The sequence below is a fragment of the Paenarthrobacter sp. A20 genome, from assembly GCF_024168825.1.
Classification (GTDB): Bacteria; Actinomycetota; Actinomycetes; order Actinomycetales; family Micrococcaceae; genus Arthrobacter.
On the sequence record NZ_JALJWH010000001.1, the window covers coordinates 3,063,682 to 3,086,055 of the forward strand.

Annotated in this window: 18 protein-coding genes; 10 read left to right on the plus strand and 8 right to left on the minus strand. The window is 60.0% G+C overall.

Features of this window, described 5'->3' with window-relative positions; all coding sequences use genetic code 11:
- The first annotated feature begins 356 nt into the window (after positions 1 to 356).
- The 5 genes from J3D46_RS14235 to J3D46_RS14255 all read left to right on the plus strand — a co-directional run bounded on the left by J3D46_RS14235 (position 357) and on the right by J3D46_RS14255 (position 4,347).
- Positions 357 to 1,667, plus strand: coding sequence for a type IV secretory system conjugative DNA transfer family protein (locus J3D46_RS14235; protein ID WP_253467818.1), 1,311 nt, complete (start codon positions 357 to 359; stop codon positions 1,665 to 1,667).
- Positions 1,664 to 2,164: a hypothetical protein gene (locus tag J3D46_RS14240; protein WP_253467821.1), complete on the plus strand. Its 501-nt coding sequence runs from the start codon at positions 1,664 to 1,666 to the stop codon at positions 2,162 to 2,164. Before J3D46_RS14235 ends, J3D46_RS14240 begins: the two co-directional genes overlap by 4 nt.
- An 84-nt stretch (positions 2,165 to 2,248) precedes the next feature.
- Complete coding sequence (locus tag J3D46_RS14245; RefSeq protein ID WP_253467824.1) at positions 2,249 to 3,406, plus strand: ArdC-like ssDNA-binding domain-containing protein; 1,158 nt, start codon at positions 2,249 to 2,251, stop codon at positions 3,404 to 3,406.
- Between the two features lie 52 nt (positions 3,407 to 3,458).
- Complete coding sequence (locus tag J3D46_RS14250; RefSeq protein WP_253467826.1) at positions 3,459 to 3,965, plus strand: single-stranded DNA-binding protein; 507 nt, start codon at positions 3,459 to 3,461, stop codon at positions 3,963 to 3,965.
- A gap of 100 nt (positions 3,966 to 4,065) precedes the next feature.
- The gene (locus tag J3D46_RS14255) at positions 4,066 to 4,347 is read left to right on the plus strand and encodes a hypothetical protein (protein WP_253467829.1); all 282 of its coding nucleotides are present in this window, start codon (positions 4,066 to 4,068) and stop codon (positions 4,345 to 4,347) included.
- A 75-nt stretch (positions 4,348 to 4,422) separates the two neighbouring features.
- Here the strand turns inward: J3D46_RS14255 and J3D46_RS14260 are convergent, their stop codons facing one another.
- The 4 genes from J3D46_RS14260 to J3D46_RS14275 all read right to left on the minus strand — a co-directional run bounded on the left by J3D46_RS14260 (position 4,423) and on the right by J3D46_RS14275 (position 11,289).
- Positions 4,423 to 4,929: a hypothetical protein gene (locus tag J3D46_RS14260; RefSeq protein WP_253467834.1), complete on the minus strand. Its 507-nt coding sequence runs from the start codon at positions 4,927 to 4,929 to the stop codon at positions 4,423 to 4,425.
- Positions 4,930 to 4,948: 19 nt separating this feature from the next.
- The gene (gene mobF / locus J3D46_RS14265; protein ID WP_253467836.1) at positions 4,949 to 8,515 is read right to left on the minus strand and encodes a MobF family relaxase; all 3,567 of its coding nucleotides are present in this window, start codon (positions 8,513 to 8,515) and stop codon (positions 4,949 to 4,951) included.
- A 1,338-nt stretch (positions 8,516 to 9,853) separates the two neighbouring features.
- The gene (locus J3D46_RS14270; RefSeq protein ID WP_253467838.1) at positions 9,854 to 10,738 is read right to left on the minus strand and encodes a CoA ester lyase; all 885 of its coding nucleotides are present in this window, start codon (positions 10,736 to 10,738) and stop codon (positions 9,854 to 9,856) included.
- A complete protein-coding gene (locus J3D46_RS14275) occupies positions 10,735 to 11,289 on the minus strand; it encodes a MaoC family dehydratase (protein ID WP_253467840.1) in 555 nt (184 codons plus the stop codon). Before J3D46_RS14275 ends, J3D46_RS14270 begins: the two co-directional genes overlap by 4 nt.
- 120 nt (positions 11,290 to 11,409) lie before the next feature.
- Between J3D46_RS14275 and J3D46_RS14280 the strand changes: the two genes are divergently transcribed.
- Entirely contained in the window at positions 11,410 to 12,597 is a 1,188-nt protein-coding gene (locus tag J3D46_RS14280) for an acyl-CoA dehydrogenase family protein (protein ID WP_253467842.1), read from the plus strand.
- A gap of 85 nt (positions 12,598 to 12,682) precedes the next feature.
- Positions 12,683 to 13,741, plus strand: a complete 1,059-nt coding sequence (locus J3D46_RS14285; protein WP_253467844.1) for an enoyl-CoA hydratase/isomerase family protein — start codon at positions 12,683 to 12,685, stop codon at positions 13,739 to 13,741.
- Positions 13,742 to 14,004: 263 nt separating this feature from the next.
- On the opposite strand, the gene J3D46_RS14290 is transcribed toward J3D46_RS14285, so the two are convergent.
- The 4 genes from J3D46_RS14290 to J3D46_RS14305 all read right to left on the minus strand — a co-directional run bounded on the left by J3D46_RS14290 (position 14,005) and on the right by J3D46_RS14305 (position 18,962).
- On the minus strand, positions 14,005 to 14,796 hold the full coding sequence (locus J3D46_RS14290; protein ID WP_253467846.1) for an enoyl-CoA hydratase-related protein: 792 nt from the start codon (positions 14,794 to 14,796) through the stop codon (positions 14,005 to 14,007).
- Positions 14,797 to 14,916: 120 nt separating this feature from the next.
- On the minus strand, positions 14,917 to 16,257 hold the full coding sequence (locus J3D46_RS14295; RefSeq protein WP_253467848.1) for an MFS transporter: 1,341 nt from the start codon (positions 16,255 to 16,257) through the stop codon (positions 14,917 to 14,919).
- A 365-nt stretch (positions 16,258 to 16,622) separates the two neighbouring features.
- Complete coding sequence (locus J3D46_RS14300; RefSeq protein ID WP_253467850.1) at positions 16,623 to 17,348, minus strand: GntR family transcriptional regulator; 726 nt, start codon at positions 17,346 to 17,348, stop codon at positions 16,623 to 16,625.
- A gap of 192 nt (positions 17,349 to 17,540) precedes the next feature.
- Positions 17,541 to 18,962, minus strand: coding sequence for an aldehyde dehydrogenase family protein (locus J3D46_RS14305; protein WP_253467852.1), 1,422 nt, complete (start codon positions 18,960 to 18,962; stop codon positions 17,541 to 17,543).
- A gap of 688 nt (positions 18,963 to 19,650) precedes the next feature.
- Between J3D46_RS14305 and panB the strand changes: the two genes are divergently transcribed.
- The 3 genes from panB (at position 19,651) to J3D46_RS14320 (ending at position 22,362) form a co-directional block, all read left to right on the plus strand.
- Positions 19,651 to 20,499 (plus strand): 3-methyl-2-oxobutanoate hydroxymethyltransferase, encoded by an 849-nt coding sequence (gene panB, locus J3D46_RS14310; RefSeq protein WP_253467854.1) that lies wholly within the window; start codon positions 19,651 to 19,653, stop codon positions 20,497 to 20,499.
- A gap of 301 nt (positions 20,500 to 20,800) precedes the next feature.
- Positions 20,801 to 21,652, plus strand: a complete 852-nt coding sequence (locus J3D46_RS14315) for an acetoacetate decarboxylase family protein (protein ID WP_062065652.1) — start codon at positions 20,801 to 20,803, stop codon at positions 21,650 to 21,652.
- A 2-nt stretch (positions 21,653 to 21,654) separates the two neighbouring features.
- Entirely contained in the window at positions 21,655 to 22,362 is a 708-nt protein-coding gene (locus J3D46_RS14320; protein WP_062065649.1) for an RraA family protein, read from the plus strand.
- Positions 22,363 to 22,374: the final 12 nt, after the last annotated feature.

Below are 22,374 nucleotides of genomic sequence, written 5' to 3' on the forward strand. Positions count from 1 at the left end.
CGTCGTTCTTCAACCCCGCTGCAGGCGTCGGCCTTTTCGCAGGCCGTCAGGACTGGATTGTTGGTGCTTCCCGCAATTGCACCTTGGACATGGCGGCCGTCTGGTGGATTGTGGGTGTCGTTCTCACGTTTCTTGCGGCGCTCGCAGCCGCGGCGGCTTTGGCGTGGAGAACTTGGAAACAGTCCGGCGCTTGGCTGCGGCAGGACATCCTGAGCAGGGATGGCGTAGCGGGCCGAGCGGAGATACTTCGGGATTTTGGCGCCAGAGCTGTTCGCAAGCGTGGGCAATACACTCGGCCAGGCCTCAGCAAACCGAGCATTCACGATGTTTCTTGGACACTTGGGCGCTCCCGTGGAGTGACGATTCATGTTTCCACCGAAGAGTCGATGGTCATTCAGGGGGCGCCTCGGTCAGGCAAAGGGCTATATGTGGTCATAAACGCGATTCTCGATGCGCCCGGTGCTGTTGTCACCACATCCACTCGCGCCGACAACCTGGTGGTCACGATGCGAGCCCGGATGTCGGATGGGCGGCCAGTGACCGTCTTTGACCCTCAGGGCATGTCAGGTCTGCCAACCACGCTGCGCTGGTCGCCGGTACGTGGTTGCGGTGACCCGGATATCGCAACCCGACGGGCTCTTGTGATCACCGCAGATACAGAGATGAAGGGCGAGAATGCTGCATGGCAAAAGCGCTCGCTGATCGTGCTCCAGTGCCTGCTCCATGCGGCAGCGCTGTCAGGGGAGGGAATAACTGCATTTCGCAGATGGTCGTCCAGCCCGGTGTTGGCCAGAGAGGCGTTGGATATCCTGGGGCGTCCGGGTGCGGCGTTGGGTTGGCAGGCAGATCTGATGGGGATTTTGGAAGACGACCCGCGGAACACCTCCAACTCCTGGATTGGGGTCTCAGCCGCCGTGGCCCCGCTTTCATCTCCTAAGGTGTTGGCGGCACTGAACCCACAGGACGAAGCTCAAGAGTTTGATCCAAAGGACTTCATCAGGCAGCGGGGGACTCTCTACCTCATTGGCACCCGCTCTGGAGCTGCGGCGGCTGGCCCCTATCTCTCGGCTCTGATTGATGACATCGATAACGCAGCGCGTGAGCTGGCCTTTATCTCGCCTGGAGGCCGACTCGAGCCGCCGCTTTCTTTGATCCTCGACGAAATTGCGAATCTGTCTCCGTGGCCAGGCCTGCCTGTGGTGCTCTCTGATGGTGGCGGTATAGGCATCTCGACGCTGGTAGTCCTGCAATCCCTTTCGCAGGCACGAACCGGATGGTCGATTGAAGAGGCAGCCACTATCTGGGATTCCGCGATTATCAAGGTGATTTTCGGCGGAGGTTCGGATGAACGTGACCTGCGCTCGCTGGCGGGTCTGCTGGGGGAGCGGAGCCTCATCCTCAACACTCGCTCCTGGTCGTCTCAGGGGCGGCAAGACGGCGAGCAGATACGTGAGAGTCCGGTTATTCGCTTGGATGAGATCCGGCGGCTTCCTGTTGGTACGGCGCTCATGCTCGGCCGACGAACTCGTCCCATCCTCTTGGACTTAAGAGACTGGCATAGGCGCAAGGACGCCGCTGAGCTGGGGCGCTCGAAGCTCGAGACCGAGCGAGAGTTGGCCGCCGGCCATAAGAGCCGACAAGAAGTGAACAACGAGGCTGATTCATGAGCACCCAGGCCGACGATTCTGACTTCGAGGTGGGGCGGGTATCTGACTTGGATGATGAGCTTACTGCGGAACTGTTCCGTTCCTCGTTCCAGCCGTCGCCGCGAAATGTGGGCGTGACCCATCGTTGGCGGGACATGTCATCGGCACAGGCGGAGATGGTGTGGCAGAGCCTCTTTGACTGGGTGCGGTGGTTCGTTGCGACCTATCAGCTGACGACGTCGGTGGTGCCGGACTGTTGGTGGCGGCATTCGGAGATCGTCGCCGAGCTATATGCGCTTCAGCGGGCGGAAGCGGCGTCCTTCACGTCCGACGACTCGGGATTCGGGCCGCTGGCGTTCCACGAACGGCTGCCACACGGCGTCGAGCGTCTCCGAACCCACACACGGACCGCCGGGTGCGTCGGGCTGCAGAGCCACAAGGAGCCGGTCGTTAGGGTCGTGCCAGCCGAGCCGGACTTCGAAGACTGGAAGCTAGGCACCCACCAGACCCGCAGCTAATTTCGTCATGCCGTTGGTCCGGTCGCTCGACATGAATAGGTGATCCCTGCTTGGGGCCGTCTAGAAGCACGAAGGATGGCTGTCGTGGCCTCTGCATCTGAACTGAATGCTGAAGCAAGCGGCGAATCGGAAGCCGCCGTCCCGACGTCGAACGTTCGCCTGTCACCTGAGGAGCGCATAGCCGACCTGACCAGGGGACTCCACACAGCGCTCGAGGAAGCCATTGACTCGCCCATGCGCTGGCAGGTTCTGCTCGACGCCTCGGCCACCCTGTGGCGGTACTCCGGAGGTAACGTCGCCCTGCTGATGATGCAGATGGCACAGCGCGGTGCCCAAGAGCCGACTCTGGTGGCCGGCTACAAAGAGTGGGCCCGGCATGGGCGAACGGTTCTGCGTGGGGAGCACGCGCTCTGGGTTATCGCGCCGCGAACGGCCTCGATGCAGGAACTGATTTTGCCTGACGGGCAGCGCAAGCTCTTGCCAGTGAATCAGCCTGCTCCTATTGATGCCGTCAGCAGAGGCAAAAAGAACGTGATCACAGGTTGGCGCGGGCAGGCTGTCTTTGACGTTACTCAGACGGAGGGCACGCCGCTGCTGGTGCCTCGCGCGGATGCTCAAGGTGGGGCGGACGTGGGTGATCTGTGGAGTTCCCTGCGTGAGGTTGCGAGGGAACACAGCTTCCGGGTTGAGGTGTCGGGATTTCAACACGGCTACACCAGTGGTTACACCGACTTTGATGCTCGTCGAATTCAAGTTGGTGCGTGGATGAACGACGAGGAGCGGGTAGCGGTTCTTGCCCACGAACTCGGACACGTCCTTCTGCACGGACCGGACGACCGCTTGGGACGACTGTATGGAAGCAGTGCAAACCATCGTGGCCTAGCGGAGGTAGAGGCCGAATCGGTTGCCTATACCGTCCTGCGGGCGCACGGCATCGATCGTGGAGCGCAGTCAGCTTCCTATCTTGCTGGTTGGGCCGACGCTGTGATCAGAGCTGAGAAGGACTTGAAGCACGACTCCTCAGAAGGCTGGGTGCCGACGTCGCGTGTCGACATCGCCAAGTCGGTGCTGGGGCGGGTGACAGCGGCAACCAAGGGGATCTTGGCGGTCTCGGATCCTCCTGGGTTCGGCGGAAAGTTCGCTGCCGCCAGTGCTGAACGGTCCGTTGTTGCGAGTCCGAGCTATGCCGGCGTCCCTGGACCCAAAGCATCACTGAACGGTCCTGAGATTGCTGGGCCCTGAACGCGCAGATGTCCGTCGGGAGAGACCCGTCGACTAAGGAAGGTAACCCATCATGAATACAAAGATCCCCATCACTATCGCCGGGAACCTGGTCGCAGATCCCGAACTGACAATCGGGGAATCCGGCACTCCGCACGCGAAACTCCGCGTTGCCGTAAACCAGCGGATTCCAAACCCGGATGGCACCTGGCGAGACGGCGAGCCGGTTTTCCACAACGTGTCTGCCTTTCGGATGCTCGCGGAGAACGCTTCAACTTCTCTGAAGAAGGGGGACCCCGTGACGGTGTCTGGAGAGCTCGAGTTCCGTTCCTACGACAAGGATGGCGAACGGCGCGAAGCCCGGCGGATCATCGCTGACACTATTGGGCCGGACCTTCGTTTCGGGACGGCGACGTATCAACGCTCCGCGCGAGCAGTTGCCGAGCCCGATGCCGCCGTGGAGGCTACTGGGCCACAAGCGACGACGGCGACAGGCTGGCCCGCGTACAACGTCACCACAAAGGGGCCGGTGGTGACGTCCCCTTTAGGCGGAGCGCCGGTGAATGACATGACTGTCTGACCTGTCTTCGCAGTTCAAGGCCCACGTCTCGATCGTTGAGGCGTGGGCTCTTCCGTGGGAGCGGGACGCCTATTCGAATATATGTTCTAATCTTGTTGTTATGAGACCAAAGCAAGACTCCACCGCTTTCGCCCGAATGATGGCCCAGATAGACGCCGATAACAGCCACCCCAGACCTGACGACGGCCAGATCATTGAACTGGAACTTGGGAGTCAGCCGCTGGTACGGGTGGGGGAGATCTATGGGCGGGCGATCAAATACACGAGGACCTTTGGGCTGGTCGAGTGGGTGGACGACGGCCGGGTCTATCACGTTGAATGGTTCCCGGCTGGGCAGGTCAGACGCGTGGACCAGGAGACTTGGCGGGGGCGACCACTGTAGGTTCTTGGTATCGGCTTCTGAACTTCGGCCAGCTATGCGACGTAATTGAACGGCGGCGGTTGGCGATCGCGACAACTAGGCCAGCGGTGCCCACGCCAGGATATGGTCGCCGCTGATCCGGTAAGTCTCGGGCCACGGAGCTCCCGGTTGCACCTGTGCTGGATCTGGTCGAATCAGCAGAACAGATCCAGGCCAAATGGGCTCGGGAAGTGCTTCGATCCATGCTGGTTGTATGTAGTTGAAGCGATTCCACCTGATGGTGACCCAAGCGCCTGTCGGCTGGGGGGCGTCGACGGTTAGGACCGTGATTTCAGTTGTAGTCCCGCTGGCCTCTTTCAAACCATCAAGACGCTTCCATTGAGCGTCGGTTTCAGATTGCCACCGCCGTAGACCGTGAAGGCGCCGACTCCAGACGACAATGAGTACGACACTTATGGCAGCGACCGTCAGCAGCAGCCAATAGGTACCGGTAACCGTAAGTGCCAGGGCGGCCAGAATAAGGGCAAGCGCCATCGTCACTGCGCTCGCAACGATCAGAGCGGGTGTTGCTACTGGTGGCTTGGGAACTGGGTTGATCTGCATACTTGCTCCGACTTCCAGTTTAAAGCTGCCACCCCGCGCTTGTCAGGCTTATTGGGGAGACGAACCCATACAAGTTGCCGACATCTGTTAGCCCTGGTTCTGGTGTGGCGGCTTGGGTGATTTCCTGCCGTAGGTGGTCCCACTGCGCTCGCTGTTCCCATTCCCAGTCCGCCGGAGTCGGACCAAGGGCGAGTGCCGCGCTATTGACGCCCCACCGATCCCGGTACACGGCCACATCACGAAGCAACGCGGCCGACTCGAAGGGATCTGCACCCTCCCCGATGTTTGTGCGCAAGTGTGTGGCCCATTCAGGCTCTTCTAGTAGCGCCGCTTTGGCTACGCGTTCCGTACGGTTCCCAATCCGCCGTCGTACTTGGTCCAGCAACGCTGCGAGGTCTGGCCGGTCTGTCGTAAGCTGCTCAGTCAGCGGATCGATGGGCGTTTGGGGCATGGCCGAGCAGAGCCTGCGAAGTCGGGCATGGGCTACTGCGGTTAGGTCCTGCGCATTGGCTTCTGAGCCCAGTGTCTCGTTCAAGGTCCGAAGGGCTCCTGCACGATTGGTGTAGCTGGCTCGGCGCCAGGCAGCGACCGCGGCGCCCCAAGCTGGAGATTCGCGCATCTCCTCAGAACGGCTGGGCTGAAGACTGTCGATAGCCCTTACGAGCTCCAAACCCGCCGCGGTTTGAGCCAGGTAATCGTACTCGCGATTCAGACGCTCAAGACTGTCGGCATGCTGCCGTTCGAAGTCCCGTACCTCGTGAGCCGTTCGCTCCGCGCCTTCGGCAGCAAGGACCTCGCCGAGGATCACCCGCCAGCTCGAACGGGCACTCGGGTCCAGGATCTCGTCCTCGTCGGGGTCGTTCTCGCTCACATAGGCCGTGTTCGAGTGCCGCCCCCGGGTCATGCTGACGTACAGCAGTTCCCGGGTGAGGCGGCCGGGGGTCACGACGGTGTGGCCAGTGACTACAGTGAGACCTTGACTGCGATGGGCTGTGGTGGCGTAGCCCAGCTCCAGGGACACCTCCACATAACTGCTCGGCAAGAGTAGGGAAGCTCCGGTGTCTTTCCGTATCGCCCACAGAACACCGTGGAATCTATCGACTCCCGTGACCTCGAGGAGCGTCCCATTGCGAAGGAACTCACCTCGATCGTCGCGAATGGACCTGTCATTCCGACGGGCAATAACGATGTCTCCACGACCGGCTCGAAGCCCGTCCCGAAGGATCACAGTACGTTCCGCGTCCACGTTGCCCAGACCTACCCGGTCGGCTTGGGCCCGTTCATTGAGCATTTGGACGGTCTCGTTATCAGGAGCTATCAAAACCGAGACACGGCCAGCCAGAATATCGGCGTGCCAAGCGGAGTAGGCGCGGTCGACCATGTCCGAGTAGTGACCATGACTAATGCGACCGTGATCCTCATACTCTGCGAGCACAGACGCACGTCCCTCACGCAGCCCTAGGGAAGCTGACCGCTCCCACGGATCCTTGAAACGCCAGATCGTACTCAACCGGGCTCCCTTGCCCTGCCGATCAAGCCAACCAAGCACACCGCCGGCATCGATGGAATCGAGCTGGCCGGGATCCCCAACCAAGAGGATCTTGGCTCCCGCTTCCTTGGCCTGACAGACCAGCGATGCGAGCTGAAGAGTTGAGACCATGGAGGCTTCATCGACAATCACGAGCTGGTTGGGCCGGAACAGCCATTGGTTCTGCTCGGCGGCCAGACGAGCGACTTCTTGTTGAAGCCGACTAACGATAGGGCCGAGGGGAACTGATGCTCTACGCAGTCGATCGTCCGCCTGGAAGAAACGCCCTGCCCTTCCGGCCGCACCAGACCCAACAGATTCATGCAACCACTTCGCGACGTTCTCAGTAACCATGCGCAACTCCGAGCCGAGAACCTCCGCGCTCGCAGCAGCAGGCGCCAGGCCGATGACGCTGCCCACCCCATACGTTGCCTCCCATGCTGCTTTGACCGCGCCAAGGGTCGTCGTCTTCCCGGTCCCGGCTGGTCCGACAATGGCGTCGAGCCGGCTGGAGCTCAGCAGGACATCCGACGCTGCCGTCAGTTGGTCATCGTGCAGGGGCGACCCTCCGGTGTTTCTGTAAGAGGTGAGCGCCCCGAAGGCGAGGTCGACCGGAACGGCTGGGCCGCCGTCGTCGTTCTTTGCCGCCAGGATTTCGTCCTCAAAGGCGAGCGTCGACTCATCCGTGTAGAGGCGCCACCCGTGGAAATCGAAGACGCTGCGCCCGGCAAATCGGAGATCATCAGCCGCATCCGCGGGAACGCCGTACCGATACTGGTTGAGTGGCACGGATTGACGCTCTGCCGCGGTGGCCACGGCATCGATCAACGCGTTGCGGTCGGCAGGGGAGGCGCAGCGGATCTCAGCGCACACACGCTCACCCTCGGCGATCAAGTTCCAGCGATTCCACGTTGACCGCCTGGCCGCCACGCGTTGTCGAGTGACAAGCCCGACGGCGGCAATCCAGTCCGCGGCGAAGTCGCCAGCGCCGAACGTACGTGAGCGGGAGCGCCGAATGGTGGAAGCTACGATGGATTCCGGGTCGAAGCCTTGGGCCTTTGCTCTGGCGCGCCACCGTGCGGACAGCGTTCGCAATGGTGACGGCTCAACGTTCTTGGGAGCTCGAGTCGAGAGCGTAGCTTGCTGGCGTAGTCTCACGATGGTTGTCGCTGTCGGGCGAGTTCCGTGGTCTTTGCTCCACTGTTCGACCAAGCGGTCCGTCTCGATATCGATGAGCCTTGAACGGTTGGAGAATTCTCGGACAAGGGCTTCGGCGATGCCAGTGAGTTGCTGGCTCGGGTTATGAGAGTTCTGTGCTGGGGCTCGGATGTCGGTTGCTGTGCCCAGGCTAGTTTGCAGGGCGTCGAAGAGGAGTCCGTTGTAATGTTCGCTGGCGGCGACGACGGCTTTGTACAGGGAACGAGAGTCCAAGGTAACCCAGGCACCGTCCGTGACGCGCTGGACCCGGTTCGCAATGACAAGATGAGTGTGGAGTTGAGGGTCGCCGGCGCGAGATTCCCAATGGTCGAATGCTGCGGCGATGACTCCTCTAGTGCCGACGTGAGCAACACCGTTCCGCCCGGATCTGGTGTTGATGACCTGATCTTCCATCCAGGCCAGTGTTGCTTCGACGGCGTCATGATGGGTCTGCAGAATTAGTTCTTGGAGTTGTCGTGGGCTGAGTGCCCACAGTGTGGAGACGGATTTCGGAACGCTGAAGGTAAGGTCGAAGCCGGCGACAGAGTGCTTTGTCGCCCGTTGAATGTTGGCCTCATGGCTGATTGGTGGCTGTCCGTGGGGCCTTCCAAGCGGTTCCTTGCTATCGGGATCGGCTGCGTCTTGGAAGATGGCACGAGCATCAGATTCAGTGACCTTGTCTCCCGTTGTGCGAGCGATGCCGCGGAGTCCGTTGCCCAGCCAACGACCCTGTGGTGTTCCAGTTTGCAGGTAATAGCTGATGGTGTCTGGGGGAGCGGGGGAGACGTCGTCCAGCATCGTTGACTTGAAAAGATACTTGAGGCCTGACCGTACGGAGAGCCTGGCGATGGACATCGTCATGGCCGTACTCCGGTCCGGTTCCTGGCGGGCAGCCAGCCTCGCCGACGGAGAATGTCGAGTGTCACCGAGTCGAGGGCGACGCCTTTAGCTCGCGAAATCTGGAGCAAAACGGCCGCCACACGGGCGAGGTCCTGGACGTTCGTTCGCTGGGCGCGTTTAAGCCGCAGAACTTCGTTGTGGAGGAGACCGTTTCTGGTTTCCAGTTCGGCGTAGATGGCATGGAGTCTTTCGAGTTCGGAGGACTGCGATCGCAGCTCTGTCGTAAGCCGGTCTAAGGTTTGGCTGCTGTCAGATGGCTCGCTGATTGTTCCGCGTCCGTGGCGCTGCTTGTTCACACCAGTTCATGTGGACTGCACGCACACTCCGCATGATTTCCCGGTCCGCTGGCCTTGGATGCCAGAGGTGTGACAGGACTGGCGGCACGGTCTTAGGGGAGATCGTCATTGCGGTCAGGGCATCTACTTAGTGGCATTGCAGACGCCAGTGTGTCAGCAAGGCGGCTTATCGACAGGAGCGGCAAACCAAGAAACTGCCCGTATGGGCGTTCCGTTTGGAGGGAGCTGTTGGCTGAGGGGTGGGGCCTCGTAATGGGTCATGCCATTCCTTTCGTCAGTAGCCATACCGCTGAATACGGCAAGACGGCGATCTGGTAAACAAAATGGCATTATGTGATGCTGCTAACAACATATAGGGCTAAAAAATCGGCCAATATAAGTATCTGGAATACCAAACGGGGTTTCTGTGCAACTGGGGAGGCTTGACGCGTCCGGATCCGCGGCCCGAAAAGTCCGTTGTAGACAACAAAAGGCGCCCGCGAATGCGGACGCCTTTTTGGCAGGCTTCGATCAACCGCTCCACGGCTGGTTGCGCTGCAATACGAACGTGGCTAAACGTCCAATGGACTGGACTGTCAGGAGAAAAGTCGGGTGCAAATCCTCTGGTAATCCATTCTCAGACGTACCGTCGCCGGGAGCCCGTCCTTCGTGTCGGATAGGGAGGCGTTGCCAGGTTGCCTCGTCCACGGTGACCCTGTCAGTAAGCCTCAATGTGGGCACGAACATGGCTGCCGTCGTCGCTCAGCCAACCCTTGCCGGCCGCATAGACCAGCATGTTGGCAAAGCGGTAGTTCCACCCAGGCCGATCCCGCCTGCAAACTCGCTGCGGATCCAATCAACAGACACCAAAACGTCTCTGTCGTCGAGTTGGCCTGCGGACGTCGTCTTGAGCAGAGCGGGGAGGTTATTCCTCGCCGCCTCGGACAACAGCACCTTGAAGCTGGTGCAATCGTCGCGCTCGTCCGGGGCCAGGGATACGGGGCTGACACGAACGTGCACGAAGCTACTCCATAAGTTCTGTCGATGATTTTGAGCGCACGAGAAGGCGTTTGGCGCGCTCCAGAACCGGAAGATCAATCATCTCGCCGCCAAGCGAAGCTGCGCCTGAGTTTCGTGAGCCGGCCAGCACAGTTTTAGCCCATTCCGTTTCTTCTTTGGTTGGCATGTATACGGATCGGACGATTGGTAGTTGCGCGGGGTGGATGCACATCTTTCCACCGAATCCCAGCATCTTCCCAGTCCCTGCGTCGTCGGCTACACGGTTCAGGTCATGGATGGACGTGGAAGGAGTATCCAAAGGCGGAGCGATGCCAGCTGCCCGGGAAGCGACGACAAGTACTGAGCGGGGATAGTCAAGAACTCTCGATCCGGGCCCTGCTTCAATGTCGAGGGTGTAGTCCACGGCGCCGAAGGCCAGACGGGAAACTCCAGGAAGCTTGGCTATGTTGAAGGCATTGATGATGCCAAGGGCACTTTCCACGAGGGGAACAATGGGCAGGCCGGTCGGAATGACGTCGACGGTTGCCTTGATGTGCTCGGCAGTTTCCGATTTAGGAATCATGACACCCAGAAGGCCGTGTCCCGGCGAGCGGGTAAGACGTTGAAGTGCTTTGAGATCGGCGTCAAACCAGGGACTCCCTGGAGGGTTGATTCTCACCAACGCGTGCATGGGGCTGGACGCGCCCGAACCGAGCGCCTTCAGTGCCTGCTCACGGGCTTGTTCCTTGTTCGCAGGCTGGACGGCATCCTCCAGATCAAGAATGACGACGTCCGCCCCAGCGGCCAGGGCTTTTGCGAAACGCTCCGGCCTGTCCCCAGGTACGAAGAGCGCCGTGAGTGCGGTTCCGATGACTGAATTTGCATCTGACGAAACCATGCCGGTGGTCATGCCTGTCCTTCCACCGCTGGCAGGGATGATTCATCTGGTCGGGAACCCTCGACACCTGGGAGGTAGCCCACTCTGTATACCATGAACGTCCGCCGGTAACTGATGACGATGATGCCGTCCTGGTTGAAACCCTCTGTGGCCACCGTCACCAGTCCCAACCCGGGGCGCGAATTGGAGGATCGTATAGCGAGGACTTTTGACCGCGAATAGATGGTGTCCCCCTCGTAGACCGGGTGCGGCATGCGGACCTCGTCCCAACCCATATTCGCGAAAACGTTCATGGACAAATCGATGGTGGATTGTCCGGTCACCAAGGCAAGCGTGAACGTTGAGTTGACCAGAGGGCGTCTGAATTTGGTCTTCTCGGCGAAGTTCGCATCAATATGGGTCTTGGACACGTTCTGAGTCATGAGTGTGAACGTCTGGTTGTCCGACTGGGTGACAGTCTTTCCAAACGGGTGGTAGTAGATGTCGCCGACGGCGAAGTCCTCAAAGAGTCGGCCCGTCCACCCTTCCACGACACGTTCGGTGCCCTGTCTTTCCTGTGCCATGTTCGTCCTCCGGAGTGTTTGATGGCAAATGCTTGATGTACATACAATATAGAATGTAGAGTAGTGATTAAGCCATAGTTTGGTGGGCATTTACCCGCCTGGCGACGAGGAGGTCCCCAAATGAGCACCCAGTCAATTGATGTTTCGTCTCTTGTGCAGCCGGACCTGGAAGCGTTGCGCCGCACAGTCCGTTCGCTATGTGAGGGTTTCGAGGACGAGTATTGGCGTGAGACGGACCAAAATCGCCGGTACCCTCAGGAGTTCGTTGACACTCTGACAAATTCAGGACTGCTGGCGGCCTTGATTCCAGCGACCTACGGCGGGCTTGGCTATGGGTTGACGGCAGCGAGCGTGATCATGGAGGAAATCAACAGGTCCGGAGGCCATTCTGCCGCCTGCCATGCGCAGATGTACACCATGGGCGCGCTGCTACGTCACGGCAGTGAAGAGCAAAAGGACGCGTACCTCCCCGAGATCGCTGCCGGGCGACTGCGGCTGCAGGCGTTCTCGATTACAGAGGACAAGGCCGGCTCGGATACCACCAGCATCGAAACGATCGCCATACGTGATGGTGACGACTACGTCATCACTGGACACAAGAGCTGGACAAGCAGAATCGATGAGTCAGACCTGGCTTTGGTCCTTGCCCGTACCTCTCCCAAGAACCAGCAAAGGACCAAAGGCCTCACCCTTTTCCTCGTGGACCTGCGAGAAGTCCGGGCTGAACAGCCGGAGTCCCTGGAAGTGGTCAAGGTCCGCACCATGTTCAATTACGCAACCAACCAGATCCATTACCACGGCATGCGGGCACCAGCGTCGGCGGTCATCGGCGAAGTCGATAATGGATTTGAGTATGTCATTGACGGCTGGAATGCCGAACGTATCCTGCTCGCTGCCGAAGCGGTCGGTGACGGCTATTGGTTTACCCAGCGCGCGACGGATTACGCCAATTCGCGGGAAGTTTTTGGGCGGAAGATTGGAGCCAACCAAGGTGTGCAGTTCCCCATCGTCGACGCTTACATGAAACTCCGCGCAGCTGACCTGATGCGCTTCGAGGCGGCCCGGCTCTTCGACGCCGGACTTCCATGTGGGGCCGAAGCCAATATGGCTAAGCACCTCGCCTCGGATGCCAGTTGGGAGGCGGCGAACGCGGCGCTGAACACACATGGTGGATACGGCTTCGTGGACGAGTATGACGTCGAACGGAAATTCCGCGAGACCCGCATGTACCAGGTGGCCCCGGTGAACAACAACATGATCAAGGCATTCATCGGCACCAAGGTTCTGGGCCTTCCCAGGTCCTATTAACTCCTAATACGTCCCCCAAAAAAGAGAACCGGAAGGCGGCGCGTGTGCGCCGCCTTCCGTGTACTAGTGAAAGGCAACGGTGAGCATGAACGAGGTCCTCTTCCAACGGACAGGGTTGATCGGCAAGGTCATACTCAATCGCCCCGCAGCGATCAACGCCCTCACTCATAGGATGGTGCTGGAGATCGAGGACGTGCTGCGCAAATGGGCTATCGACGATGGCATCCAGGTTGTCGTGCTTACAGGTGCGGGGGAGCGGGGGCTGTGCGCCGGTGCTGACATCCTCGCTATTTATCGAGATGCCGTTGTCGGGGGAGCAAGTACGCGGGACTTTTGGCGTGACGAGTTCCGCCTGGATGCCCTGATCGCCCGCTATCCGAAACCTTTCGTGGCAGTGATGGACGGGTTGGTGATGGGTGGGGGTATAGGGCTGTCGGCCCACGCCAGCCACAGGGTGGTGACGGAACGGACTCGGATGGCATTTCCGGAAACCGGCCTCGGCTTGGTCCCCGACGTCGGGAGTACATGGCTGCTGGCGAACGCTCCTGGGGAATTGGGCATTCATGCGGCCCTCACTGGGGTACGTCTGGACGCTGGGGATGTGTTGGAATTGGGCATGGCCGACGCTTTTGTTGACAGCGGCAAAGTTGGCTGGCTGGTTGACGAACTGACATTGATCCAAGCCGGCGAGGACACCGCGGCTGCGGTTGAATCGTGCCTCCAGGAGGTATCCGTGCCCGGGCCTGGTAGTGCGCTGTCTGGTGATCGGGGATGGATCGATGCGTGCTATTCCGGGGTTCCTGCCGAGGAGATCGTCCCACGGCTGCTTTCGGCTGAAGATCTCCGTGCAGAGGAGGCCGCCAAGCAGATCCTGCTCAAGTCTCCCAGCTGCGTCAAGGTCGCTCTCGAATCGATCCGTCGGGCGAGGTCCATGACTGGACTGGAAAAGGTGCTGGAGCAGGAATTCCAGGTATCCCTCCGGTGCTTAGCCGCTCCGGACTTGATTGAAGGACTGCGAAGCCAAGTCATTGACAAGGACCGCAACGCGGTGTGGGTTCCGGCGTCCCTTGGCGAGGTAACACGAGAAACGGTCCAGAGCTATTTCACCCCAGTCCATGATGGTTTCGCCGTGAATGAACTGTGAAGTGGAGCCCTGGGTTGCGTTGGGCCTGCGATGACGAAGGACACTGAGGGCCGGCGGCACTGATGCTGCCGGCCCTGAGTGCCGTCATCGAGCCTCCTGCAGCCGCGACAAAAGCCCTGACACCGAACATCGACACATGCTGATTCGACGGCTGGCGGCTGACGGCCGCTGGCGGGGTCCTTTGGCACAGTACGGCGCGGTAGGATACTTGGCACCAAACGGCAACAGGGGGCCGGCACCAGCTGTGCCGACCCCCTGTGAATTCACTGGTCCTCTGTCATTACTTCTTCCGGCCGCGGTGGCTCCGGTCGTTGTCCGCTGGCGAAGTCGGAAAGCCGCTCCATCATTTCTGCGTTGGCAAGTGATTTCCTGCGACCTTTGTCTTCACGGTGAAGGCCCTCGGCCAGCCCGTATCCGCCGGATTCCAGAACGAGCTGCCGGTCGCCGCGGAGGCTCTCCTGCGGGTAGGCGGCGACGTGTTTCGCGAGGGTGATGGCTCGCTTGAGTGCTTGGCCGGGGGGAACGATTTCCTGGACGAAACCGATCTGGCTTGCCCGGTGGACATCGATGCGGATGCCGGATTCCATGAGCCACAGCGCGTTGCTGAGACCGACGATGCTGGGCAGGCGCATGGTTCCGCCGTCGAAAAACGGTACACCCCACCGGCGGTTAAGTGCTCCGAATTCGGCGTGCTCATCGGCGATGCGGAAGTCACACCAGGCAGCAAGTTCGAGTCCGCCTGCGAAGCAGTAGCCGTTGATCGCAGCGATGGTTACCTTACCTGGGTCCAGTTTGGCGAATCCCATCGGTCCTACGTCGTTGCAGAATGTTTCATCTCCGAGCAGTTGTGGGATGTCTTTGAGGTCTGCTCCGGCGCAAAAGGAGGTGTCTCCCTCGCCTGTGATGACAAGGACGTGAGACTGGTCGTTGTCCTTGAATCGCTCGATGGCCGCCGCCAGCGCCAAGGCGGTCTCATAGTTCACTGCGTTGCGGGCTTCGGGCCTGTTGATTGTCAGGACGGTTATCGCGCCGTCGTGTTCTTCCTTTACGGTCAAGGTTGTCTCCTGGATTTTCTTGAGTTGAAGGGTTCGTATTGGCCCTGGCCAAACGGCGAGGGGGCCGTTTGCGGGTGGTCCTGCCGGGCGGAGCGGTTTTCTGCGCCGCCCGGCTGGTGATTAGCTAACGGCGTCTTGGGGGATATTTGTTGCCTGTTCGTGAGCCAGAGTGACACCGCGTGTTTCGCGCAGCGCCAGCGTGCAAATCAGCGAAAGTAATGCACAGATGGAGAGCATGAGGCCGATGCCGATACCTCCGAAGGAGGCTGCCAGGCCTGGAGCCAGAACGGGCGCCAAGCCGCCGCCGAGGACGCCAGCCAGGTTGTAACCCAGGCCGGCACCCGTGTAACGGTGGCGTGGTGAGAACAACTCCGGGAGGAAGGACCCGGCCGGACCGTATCCAACGGCAAAAAGGACCATGGTGAAAGTCTGTCCGATGGCGAACATCAATGCGTTACCTGTACCTAGGACCGGGAACAATGCCAAGCCCCAGGCCATACCGACGAGGCATGAGAAAACGATGACTTTCCGGCGTCCGAATCGGTCGGAAAGGGCTCCGGAGATCACCGTTGCGATACCGAACACGACGGAGACTCCCATGGTGATGCCCAGGACCACGGGCCGGGACAGGGCCGCACCTTCTGGGCTGGTGCCGTAGCTGGTCAGGTATGCAGTGCCGATGTAGAAGAAGGCGAAGAGCATGGTCAAGGCACCGCCGGCCAGGAGGACTTCGCGTGGCTGGTAGCGCAAAACTTCGAACAGAGGCGGACGGGAAGGGATGTTTTTAGCCTCCGCCTGGGCGGCCTTGAACGCCGGTGTTTCGTCGACCTTGAGCCGGACGTAGAGTCCGACGAGGACCAACACAATGGAGGCAAGGAACGGCATCCGCCATCCGTAGCTGAGGAAGGCTTCGTTGGAGTTACCCATGAAAGCGAGGGTGAGAAGGTACGATCCGCTGGATAGAAGCAGGCCCAGAGCCGGACCTAGTTGGGGGAAGACGCCGTAAAGACCCCGTTTTTCCTTGGGTGCATACTCCGCGGCCAGCAACGTAGCGCCGGCCCACTCACCGCCGAGGGCAAGGCCTTGAGCTACGCGTAGAACAATGAGGGCGATGGGTGCTACGACGCCGATGGTTGCCGAATCAGGGACGACACCCATGAGGACAGTAGCGATACCCATGAGCAGAAGTGTCGAAACGAGCGTTTTCTTGCGACCAAGCTTGTCGCCGAAGTGGCCGAAGAAGATCGCACCGATCGGGCGGGCGAGGAAGGCAACGGCAAAGGTGGCAAATGATGCAACCGTTGCCGTTGCCGGGCCGAGGGCGGGGAAGAAGACCTGCGGGAACACTAGGGCCGCAGCTGTCCCGTAAATGAAGAAATCGTAGTATTCGATTGTCGTGCCGGCGCAACTTGCAACTGCGACCCGGCGCAACTCCCGAGGCGTTGGTTTCTTTGTCTCCATGACAATCTCCTCTTTGAGACGTGGCCTTACATTGGGGGCTGAAAGATCCGCAGGAACAACGCCTCAATCTTCAGCGCTCGTTTGGTTAGAGCCTTGCGGCATCCTCCTGTGATCTACACAACATAGTATATAGAATCTATAGTCGGATGCTAGAGGTTCGTTAAAATTTCCTCAAGGCGTCCCCTCTGCGGATTCAGCCGGGGGAGGTCCGCCAGGATGGGGCATGCTCATTTCAGAAGAAGCGGTCCCTGGCTAATTGGTAGCGCGAGCCGCGCGTGCGCTCCCGATAGCTGGCCCAGGCTTCAAAGCCAAAGAGATCTGGAGCATTCGTGTAGTCCACCGGAATGCCGGTAGCTCGGATGGGGTTAGGCTGGTTCGTGCACCGCTGCGTCGTCTGCCAGCACCTGATTGTTTACAAGGTGCTCCACGAGGAGTTGCCCTACATGGTCGATGTGCTCATGCATGGCCTTCCGCGCAGTGTCGGCGTCCCGGTTCCGAAGCGCGACGAGTATGGGCTGGTGGTCATGGACCGATGCTTCTGCCCAGCCTTGAATGGCCGATAGGTACCGCAAAGGTACATAGCCAACCGTGGTGTTGAGGAGAGTGACCAGACGGCCTGAGTTCGATGCCTTATTAATTCTTGAGTGGACCTTGTGGTTGAGCGCGTCCAGAAGGTCGTAGTCCTGCTGTTCTTCAGCCTTTTCCAGGAGACGCTGCAGCTCCTCCAGCTCGTTCATCGCTTCATCGGAGAGTTTGGAGGCGGCGCGGAAGGCGAGTTCACCTGCGATGTGGGCCTGCACCTGGAATAGGTCACGGACGTCCTGGAGCGTCAAGGGAACAACGCGATAACCCTTGCGTGGCTCCCATTTGACCGATCCCTCGCTGCCGAGAAGCATGAGTGCTTCGCGGACCGGGGTGGGGCTGACGCCAAGCTCGTCAGCGAGCCGTTCTGTGCGAACATACTCGCCGGCGCGGAACTGGCCAACCATGATGCCCTCGCGGACATAGGCGGCGACTTTGCTGCTCAACTGCTGGTCTGAACCGAGGTCGGCGCGGCGTGGTGTCCTGCCGCGGCTCTGCTGCTGGTCCACTGTGCACCTCTCCTCGTTTTACTTTTGTCCTTATTCTATAGTCCACAGAATAAAATATCGGGTCTGCCTCCCCGCGTTGAGCTCGGGTCTGTTGTGCATACCGGCCCAAGCCGTGAGTGGGCCGACATGTCGGGGGTCGACGGACGGCCCACTCGGGGTGGGTCCAGCGGCTCTAAGTTGTTCTGATTCCTGCTAGATCTGGATTGATTTCACCTCGAGAAACTCTTCAAGGCCCTCCTTGCCCATTTCGCGGCCGAGGCCAGACTTCTTGTAGCCGCCAAATGGCGCAATCGGGTTGTACCTGGCGCCGTTGATGTCGACGTTTCCTGTGCGGAGCCGGCGTGCAAAAGCCAGCGCCCTGTCGGTGTCCGCTGACCATACGCCACCGGAGAGACCGAACCGTGAGTTGTTCGCAATCTCGGCAGCATGGTCATCATCGGTGTAGCTAAGGATCGACAGAACCGGGCCGAAGACTTCCTCTTGAGCGATCGTCGAGTCGGGGTGGACATCTGCCAGGATGGTTGGTTCAACGAAGTAGCCCGTGGCGGGTTCTGCCGGGATCTGGGTGCTGCCGGTCACCAGTCGTGCACCTTCGGCGACGGCGGTGTTGATCAGGGAATAGATCCTGGCGCGTTGGGCTTGGCTGACGACCGGTCCAAGCTTGGTGTCCGGAGAAAGCGGGTCGCCCATGGTGTAGCCTTTGGCAAAATCTGCTGCCAGTTCAACCGCTTCTTCGTAGTGATCTACCGGCACGAGCATCCGGGTCAGCGCAACACAGGTTTGTCCGGCGTTCATGAAGGCATTTGCCACACCAACTTTTACTGCCGTCTTCAGATCAGCATCATCAAGAATGACGTTGGCCGATTTTCCACCCAGTTCCAGAGCCACTTTGGTGACGTTCCGTGCAGCCAGTTCCGCGACGCGTGTACCGGCGCGCTCCGATCCGGTGAATGATATGACGTCGATATCCGGGTGCCCTGCCAAGGTTTCACCTACGGGCTGGCCGTGGCCGGGGACGAGGTTGACCACGCCCGGTGGCAGGCCGATTTCGTCCAAGGCATCGAACAGCAGATAGGCGACAAAGGGTGAGACTTCGCTGGGTTTAAGCACAAAGGTGCATCCAGCCGCGAGAGCAGGGGCGAGCTTGTTGGTGATCTGGTGCAGTGGATAATTCCACGGGGTGATCGCACCGACGACACCTGCCGCTTCCCGAGTGACCAAAGTGTTGGCCACTGTCTCTTCAAATTCATACTTCTCGACAAGGTCCGCGTAGGCGCTGATGACGGTTCGGGGAAGCGGCGCCTGGACCTTGGACGAGAGCCGGATGGGGCTCCCCATTTCCTGGGACACGGTGAGGGCGATTTCCTCCTCCCGCTTTGCCAGCGCTTGTTCAAGCAGTCGAAGATAACCGGCCCGTTCCCCCGCCGACGTTTGTGACCAGGCCGGGAAGGCGGCTCGGGCCGCGGCAACGGCTCTGTTGACGTCATCGGCAGTACCCGCGGGGACTGTTCCCAGGATTTCCTGCGTGGCGGGGTTTTCGACCGGGATGGCCTCAGATCCGCTTGTAGGCACCCACTGGCCGTTGATGTAAATGGTGTCGCGATTGCGCATCATGGTTCACCTGTCTTGTTATACAGCCACCTTATGGGCCTACTATAGATTCTATACAATATCTGCTTGCTGGCAATGAGCTGGCAAGTGCCTCGGTTCGCCGACCAAGAGGAACGTCGTTAGTCCACGACAGTTTTCATGACCAGTGTGGGACTAAGTTACTGAACGCCGGGAAGACCAGATATTCGCTCCACTGATGGCGCCCGCCTGCTCCAACGCACTCTCTCGCCTGGGGCGAGGGGTGGGTCTAAACCTGGGCGATCGGCCAAAATGGCGAGTCAGATGCGGTCATCAGCGTGAAGCTCAGCAAGAATACAGCGACTATTGCCATTTTCGCGAAATATTCTCCCGCAATTGGCGGTTCTGGTGGAAGAAATTGAAAGCGGCTTTCAATGCTTAATCAATAGGCTTTCGCATGGGACACGAGTGCCATCAAAGTTCCATGCACAGGAGGATTCGTGGCAGTAGCTACCGTCGCCGCGTTCCGGACGTTGGCGTTCCTGTTCGTGAATCGGTATGCGTCGCCAACCCGACGGCATCATGGCCTATAGCCGCCCAGATACCCGTGCTCGGGTTGATCCTCGAGGCCTGCTGCGCGGTGATCCAATAGGGGCGATCCTCCCGCAGAAAAAGCCACTAACACTCAGTGTCACTGCCGCAGTGGCATTCACCAATCTATAGAGGAGTACCCTTGAGCGACCAACAACCCGCACCCTACGGCGGTGTCCCGGCGATCACTGAACGTCGAAAGCGTGTCCGGATTCACCATCTGCAGGACATGAAGGACCGCGGCGAGAAATGGGCGATGCTCACTTCCTACGACATGTACACGGCGGCGATCTTCGACGCGGCCGGGATCCCCGTGCTACTGGTTGGAGATTCGGCGTCCAACAATGTCTTCGGCAACGAAACAACCCTGCCCGTTACCGTCGATGAACTGATTCCGCTCGTGCGGGCCGTGACCCGCTCGGCGCAGCATTCCCTCGTTATCGCGGACCTGCCCTTTGGGTCCTATCAGGGCTCAGCAGAACAGTGCTTCCACACAGCGGTACGGTTCATGAAGGAGGCAAATGCCCATGCCGTGAAGATCGAAGGCGGCGAGGGGATCGCTCCCCAGGTCGAGCTACTGTCCCGCGCCGGAATACCAGTGATGGTTCACATCGGCTTCACTCCGCAATCTGAACACAGTCTAGGCGGCTACCGGGTCCAGGGGCGTGTTGGCGGCGCCCAAAAACTCATTTCCACAGCCAAAATCCTGGAAGCAGCCGGGGCTTTCGCTGTTTTGATCGAGATGGTTCCCGGAGACGTGGCCGCCGAAGTGACCAGCCAACTGACCATTCCCACGGTGGGCATCGGGGCCGGCAGCGGCTGTGACGCCCAAGTCCTGGTCTGGCAAGATCTCGCGGGCCTGCGAACCGGAAATCTGCCCCGCTTCGTCAAACAATACGCGGACCTGCACTCTGTGCTGACACAAGCCGCCGTGGACTTCGCTGGAGACGTGGCGGGGGGTAGCTTTCCCGGGCCGCAACACGCCTTCTGAGTCGCGGATACCCGGGTACAAGCTGAGCCGAAAGCGTCTCGAAACCACGCAGGGATAGCATCATGGCATCACATTTCAAGAAAGAGGTGGAATGGAGAATCCTGTGCCAATAACGTCCCTCAAGATGGGTGAAAACGCAGCCGTGTGCGACAGGTAACACGATAAATTCAGACAACAACGACCGGGCTCTGCTCGTGAAGGCAAGCCCCGGTCGATTTATAACGGCGGACATCCCCTGATCTGGTGTGGGCTTGGTCCGCACGGTGGCAGAGCGCCGTTCCAATTCTCTAGAAGGACACACATGACACGATTTGCTGGAGCCCAAGGCTTCGTTGGCCCCTTCTCCCGCGACGGGAAGGCCGGCCTGGCACCCTATCCGCCATGGCACTACGCTGCCGACTTCGTGACCATCGAATACTGGGCCGATCCGTCGGCCGTCAAAGAACTCCTCCCACCCGGGCTGACCCTTCATCCTGATGAAGCCGGCCTTGTCACCGTCTCCTTTGTGGATTGGCAGGCCTGCACCGACGAAGGCGGGGAACTGCTCGATCCGATACGGGCCCAGTACCGGGAATGTATCGTCCTGGTCAGCGTGCAGTATGAAGGCAAGCTTATGCAGTACTGCCCGTACATCGTCGTCGATCAAGACGTCTCCATGGCACGAGGTTGGGCCCTGGGCTATCCCAAGAAGATCGGTTCGATCTGGGTTACTCGGACCATGGGCGTGAACCACATTGCGTCACCTGCTCTGGAAGCAGGAGCGGTCTTTGCCGGAACAGCCGCAGTCAAGGACCGCCGGCTGGCGGAAGGACACGTCAAGCTCAGCGGTCCTGCTGATGAATCGGCAGTGACTTTCGGGTCACGTCCGATTGTGGCCCTTCGCCACTTCCCGTCAATGTTCGAAGGACAGGAAGACGAGCCGGCAGTCTTCGAACTCGTTCGGCTGCAGGCAGAAAACATCACCGCTGGACCTATCTGGGAAGGCAGCGCCGAAATCAACGTCGAAGACTCCCCATCCGAACTCCTCAGCGTCCTGCGGCCAGTCCGCGTAGGCCGCGGCTGGCGCTACTCCCTCGGTATCAGCAACCGCCACAACTACCTGCTCCGTGACTACCGCAACGGGGACCAACTACAGACAGTGGGGGAGAAGTAACCGTGGAATCAGAACAGCTGCACCGGATCTACCTTGATCTGACAACGCCCCACGTAGCTGACGCGTGCATGCGCGTCGGCGTTCCGGTTCGCACAGCCCCTCCGGGGACGGTGCCGCTTTGGAACGGAACACATCTTGTCGGACGCGTTGCCCCTGCCCGACACGTTGGCAGTGTTGATGTTTTCCTTGAAGCCATCGACATCGCATCTCCCGGAGACGTTTTGGTCGTCGATAACGGTGGACGTCTGGACGAAGCATGCGTCGGAGACCTGGTGACACTGGAGACAAAGAATGCAGGCTTGTCCGGCATCCTGATCTGGGGTCTGCACCGGGACACCGGGGAGCTCACCAGCATCCGGCTTCCCGTCTTCAGTCTCGGGGCATCGCCTGTGGGGCCACAGCGACTTGACGCCCGCGGTGAAGACGCGCTAACAGCGGCCAGAAGCGGCGAGCACTGCGTTTCAAGCGCGGATTTCGTCCTCGCAGACGACGACGGGGTCCTGTTTATCCCCCTCGAGCACGCCGCGGAGGTGGCGGCGGTGGCAACCACGATCCGGGACACTGAACGAACCCAGGCAGCCCGCATGCACCACGGCACAACGTTCCGGACACAAGCCCGCCTAGGTGATTACCTGGAAGCCCGCAGCGCTGACCCTGACTTCACTTTCCGGCAGCACCTTCGTGCCTTCGGCGGAGAGATCGAAGAATAAGAGCGGACTGCT

Excerpts from the sequence above, each read along its gene's own strand:
- J3D46_RS14240 (WP_253467821.1), top strand. The coding sequence starts at position 1,664 with ATGAGCACCCAGGCCGACGATTCTGACTTCGAGGTGGGGCGGGTATCT.
- J3D46_RS14250 (WP_253467826.1), top strand. The coding sequence starts at position 3,459 with ATGAATACAAAGATCCCCATCACTATCGCCGGGAACCTGGTCGCAGAT.
- J3D46_RS14255 (WP_253467829.1), top strand. The coding sequence starts at position 4,066 with ATGAGACCAAAGCAAGACTCCACCGCTTTCGCCCGAATGATGGCCCAG.
- J3D46_RS14260 (WP_253467834.1), bottom strand. The coding sequence starts at position 4,929 with ATGCAGATCAACCCAGTTCCCAAGCCACCAGTAGCAACACCCGCTCTG.
- mobF (WP_253467836.1), bottom strand. The coding sequence starts at position 8,515 with ATGACGATGTCCATCGCCAGGCTCTCCGTACGGTCAGGCCTCAAGTAT.
- J3D46_RS14270 (WP_253467838.1), bottom strand. The coding sequence starts at position 10,738 with ATGACCACCGGCATGGTTTCGTCAGATGCAAATTCAGTCATCGGAACC.
- J3D46_RS14275 (WP_253467840.1), bottom strand. The coding sequence starts at position 11,289 with ATGGCACAGGAAAGACAGGGCACCGAACGTGTCGTGGAAGGGTGGACG.
- J3D46_RS14280 (WP_253467842.1), top strand. The coding sequence starts at position 11,410 with ATGAGCACCCAGTCAATTGATGTTTCGTCTCTTGTGCAGCCGGACCTG.
- J3D46_RS14285 (WP_253467844.1), top strand. The coding sequence starts at position 12,683 with ATGAACGAGGTCCTCTTCCAACGGACAGGGTTGATCGGCAAGGTCATA.
- J3D46_RS14295 (WP_253467848.1), bottom strand. The coding sequence starts at position 16,257 with ATGGAGACAAAGAAACCAACGCCTCGGGAGTTGCGCCGGGTCGCAGTT.
- J3D46_RS14305 (WP_253467852.1), bottom strand. The coding sequence starts at position 18,962 with ATGATGCGCAATCGCGACACCATTTACATCAACGGCCAGTGGGTGCCT.
- J3D46_RS14315 (WP_062065652.1), top strand. The coding sequence starts at position 20,801 with ATGACACGATTTGCTGGAGCCCAAGGCTTCGTTGGCCCCTTCTCCCGC.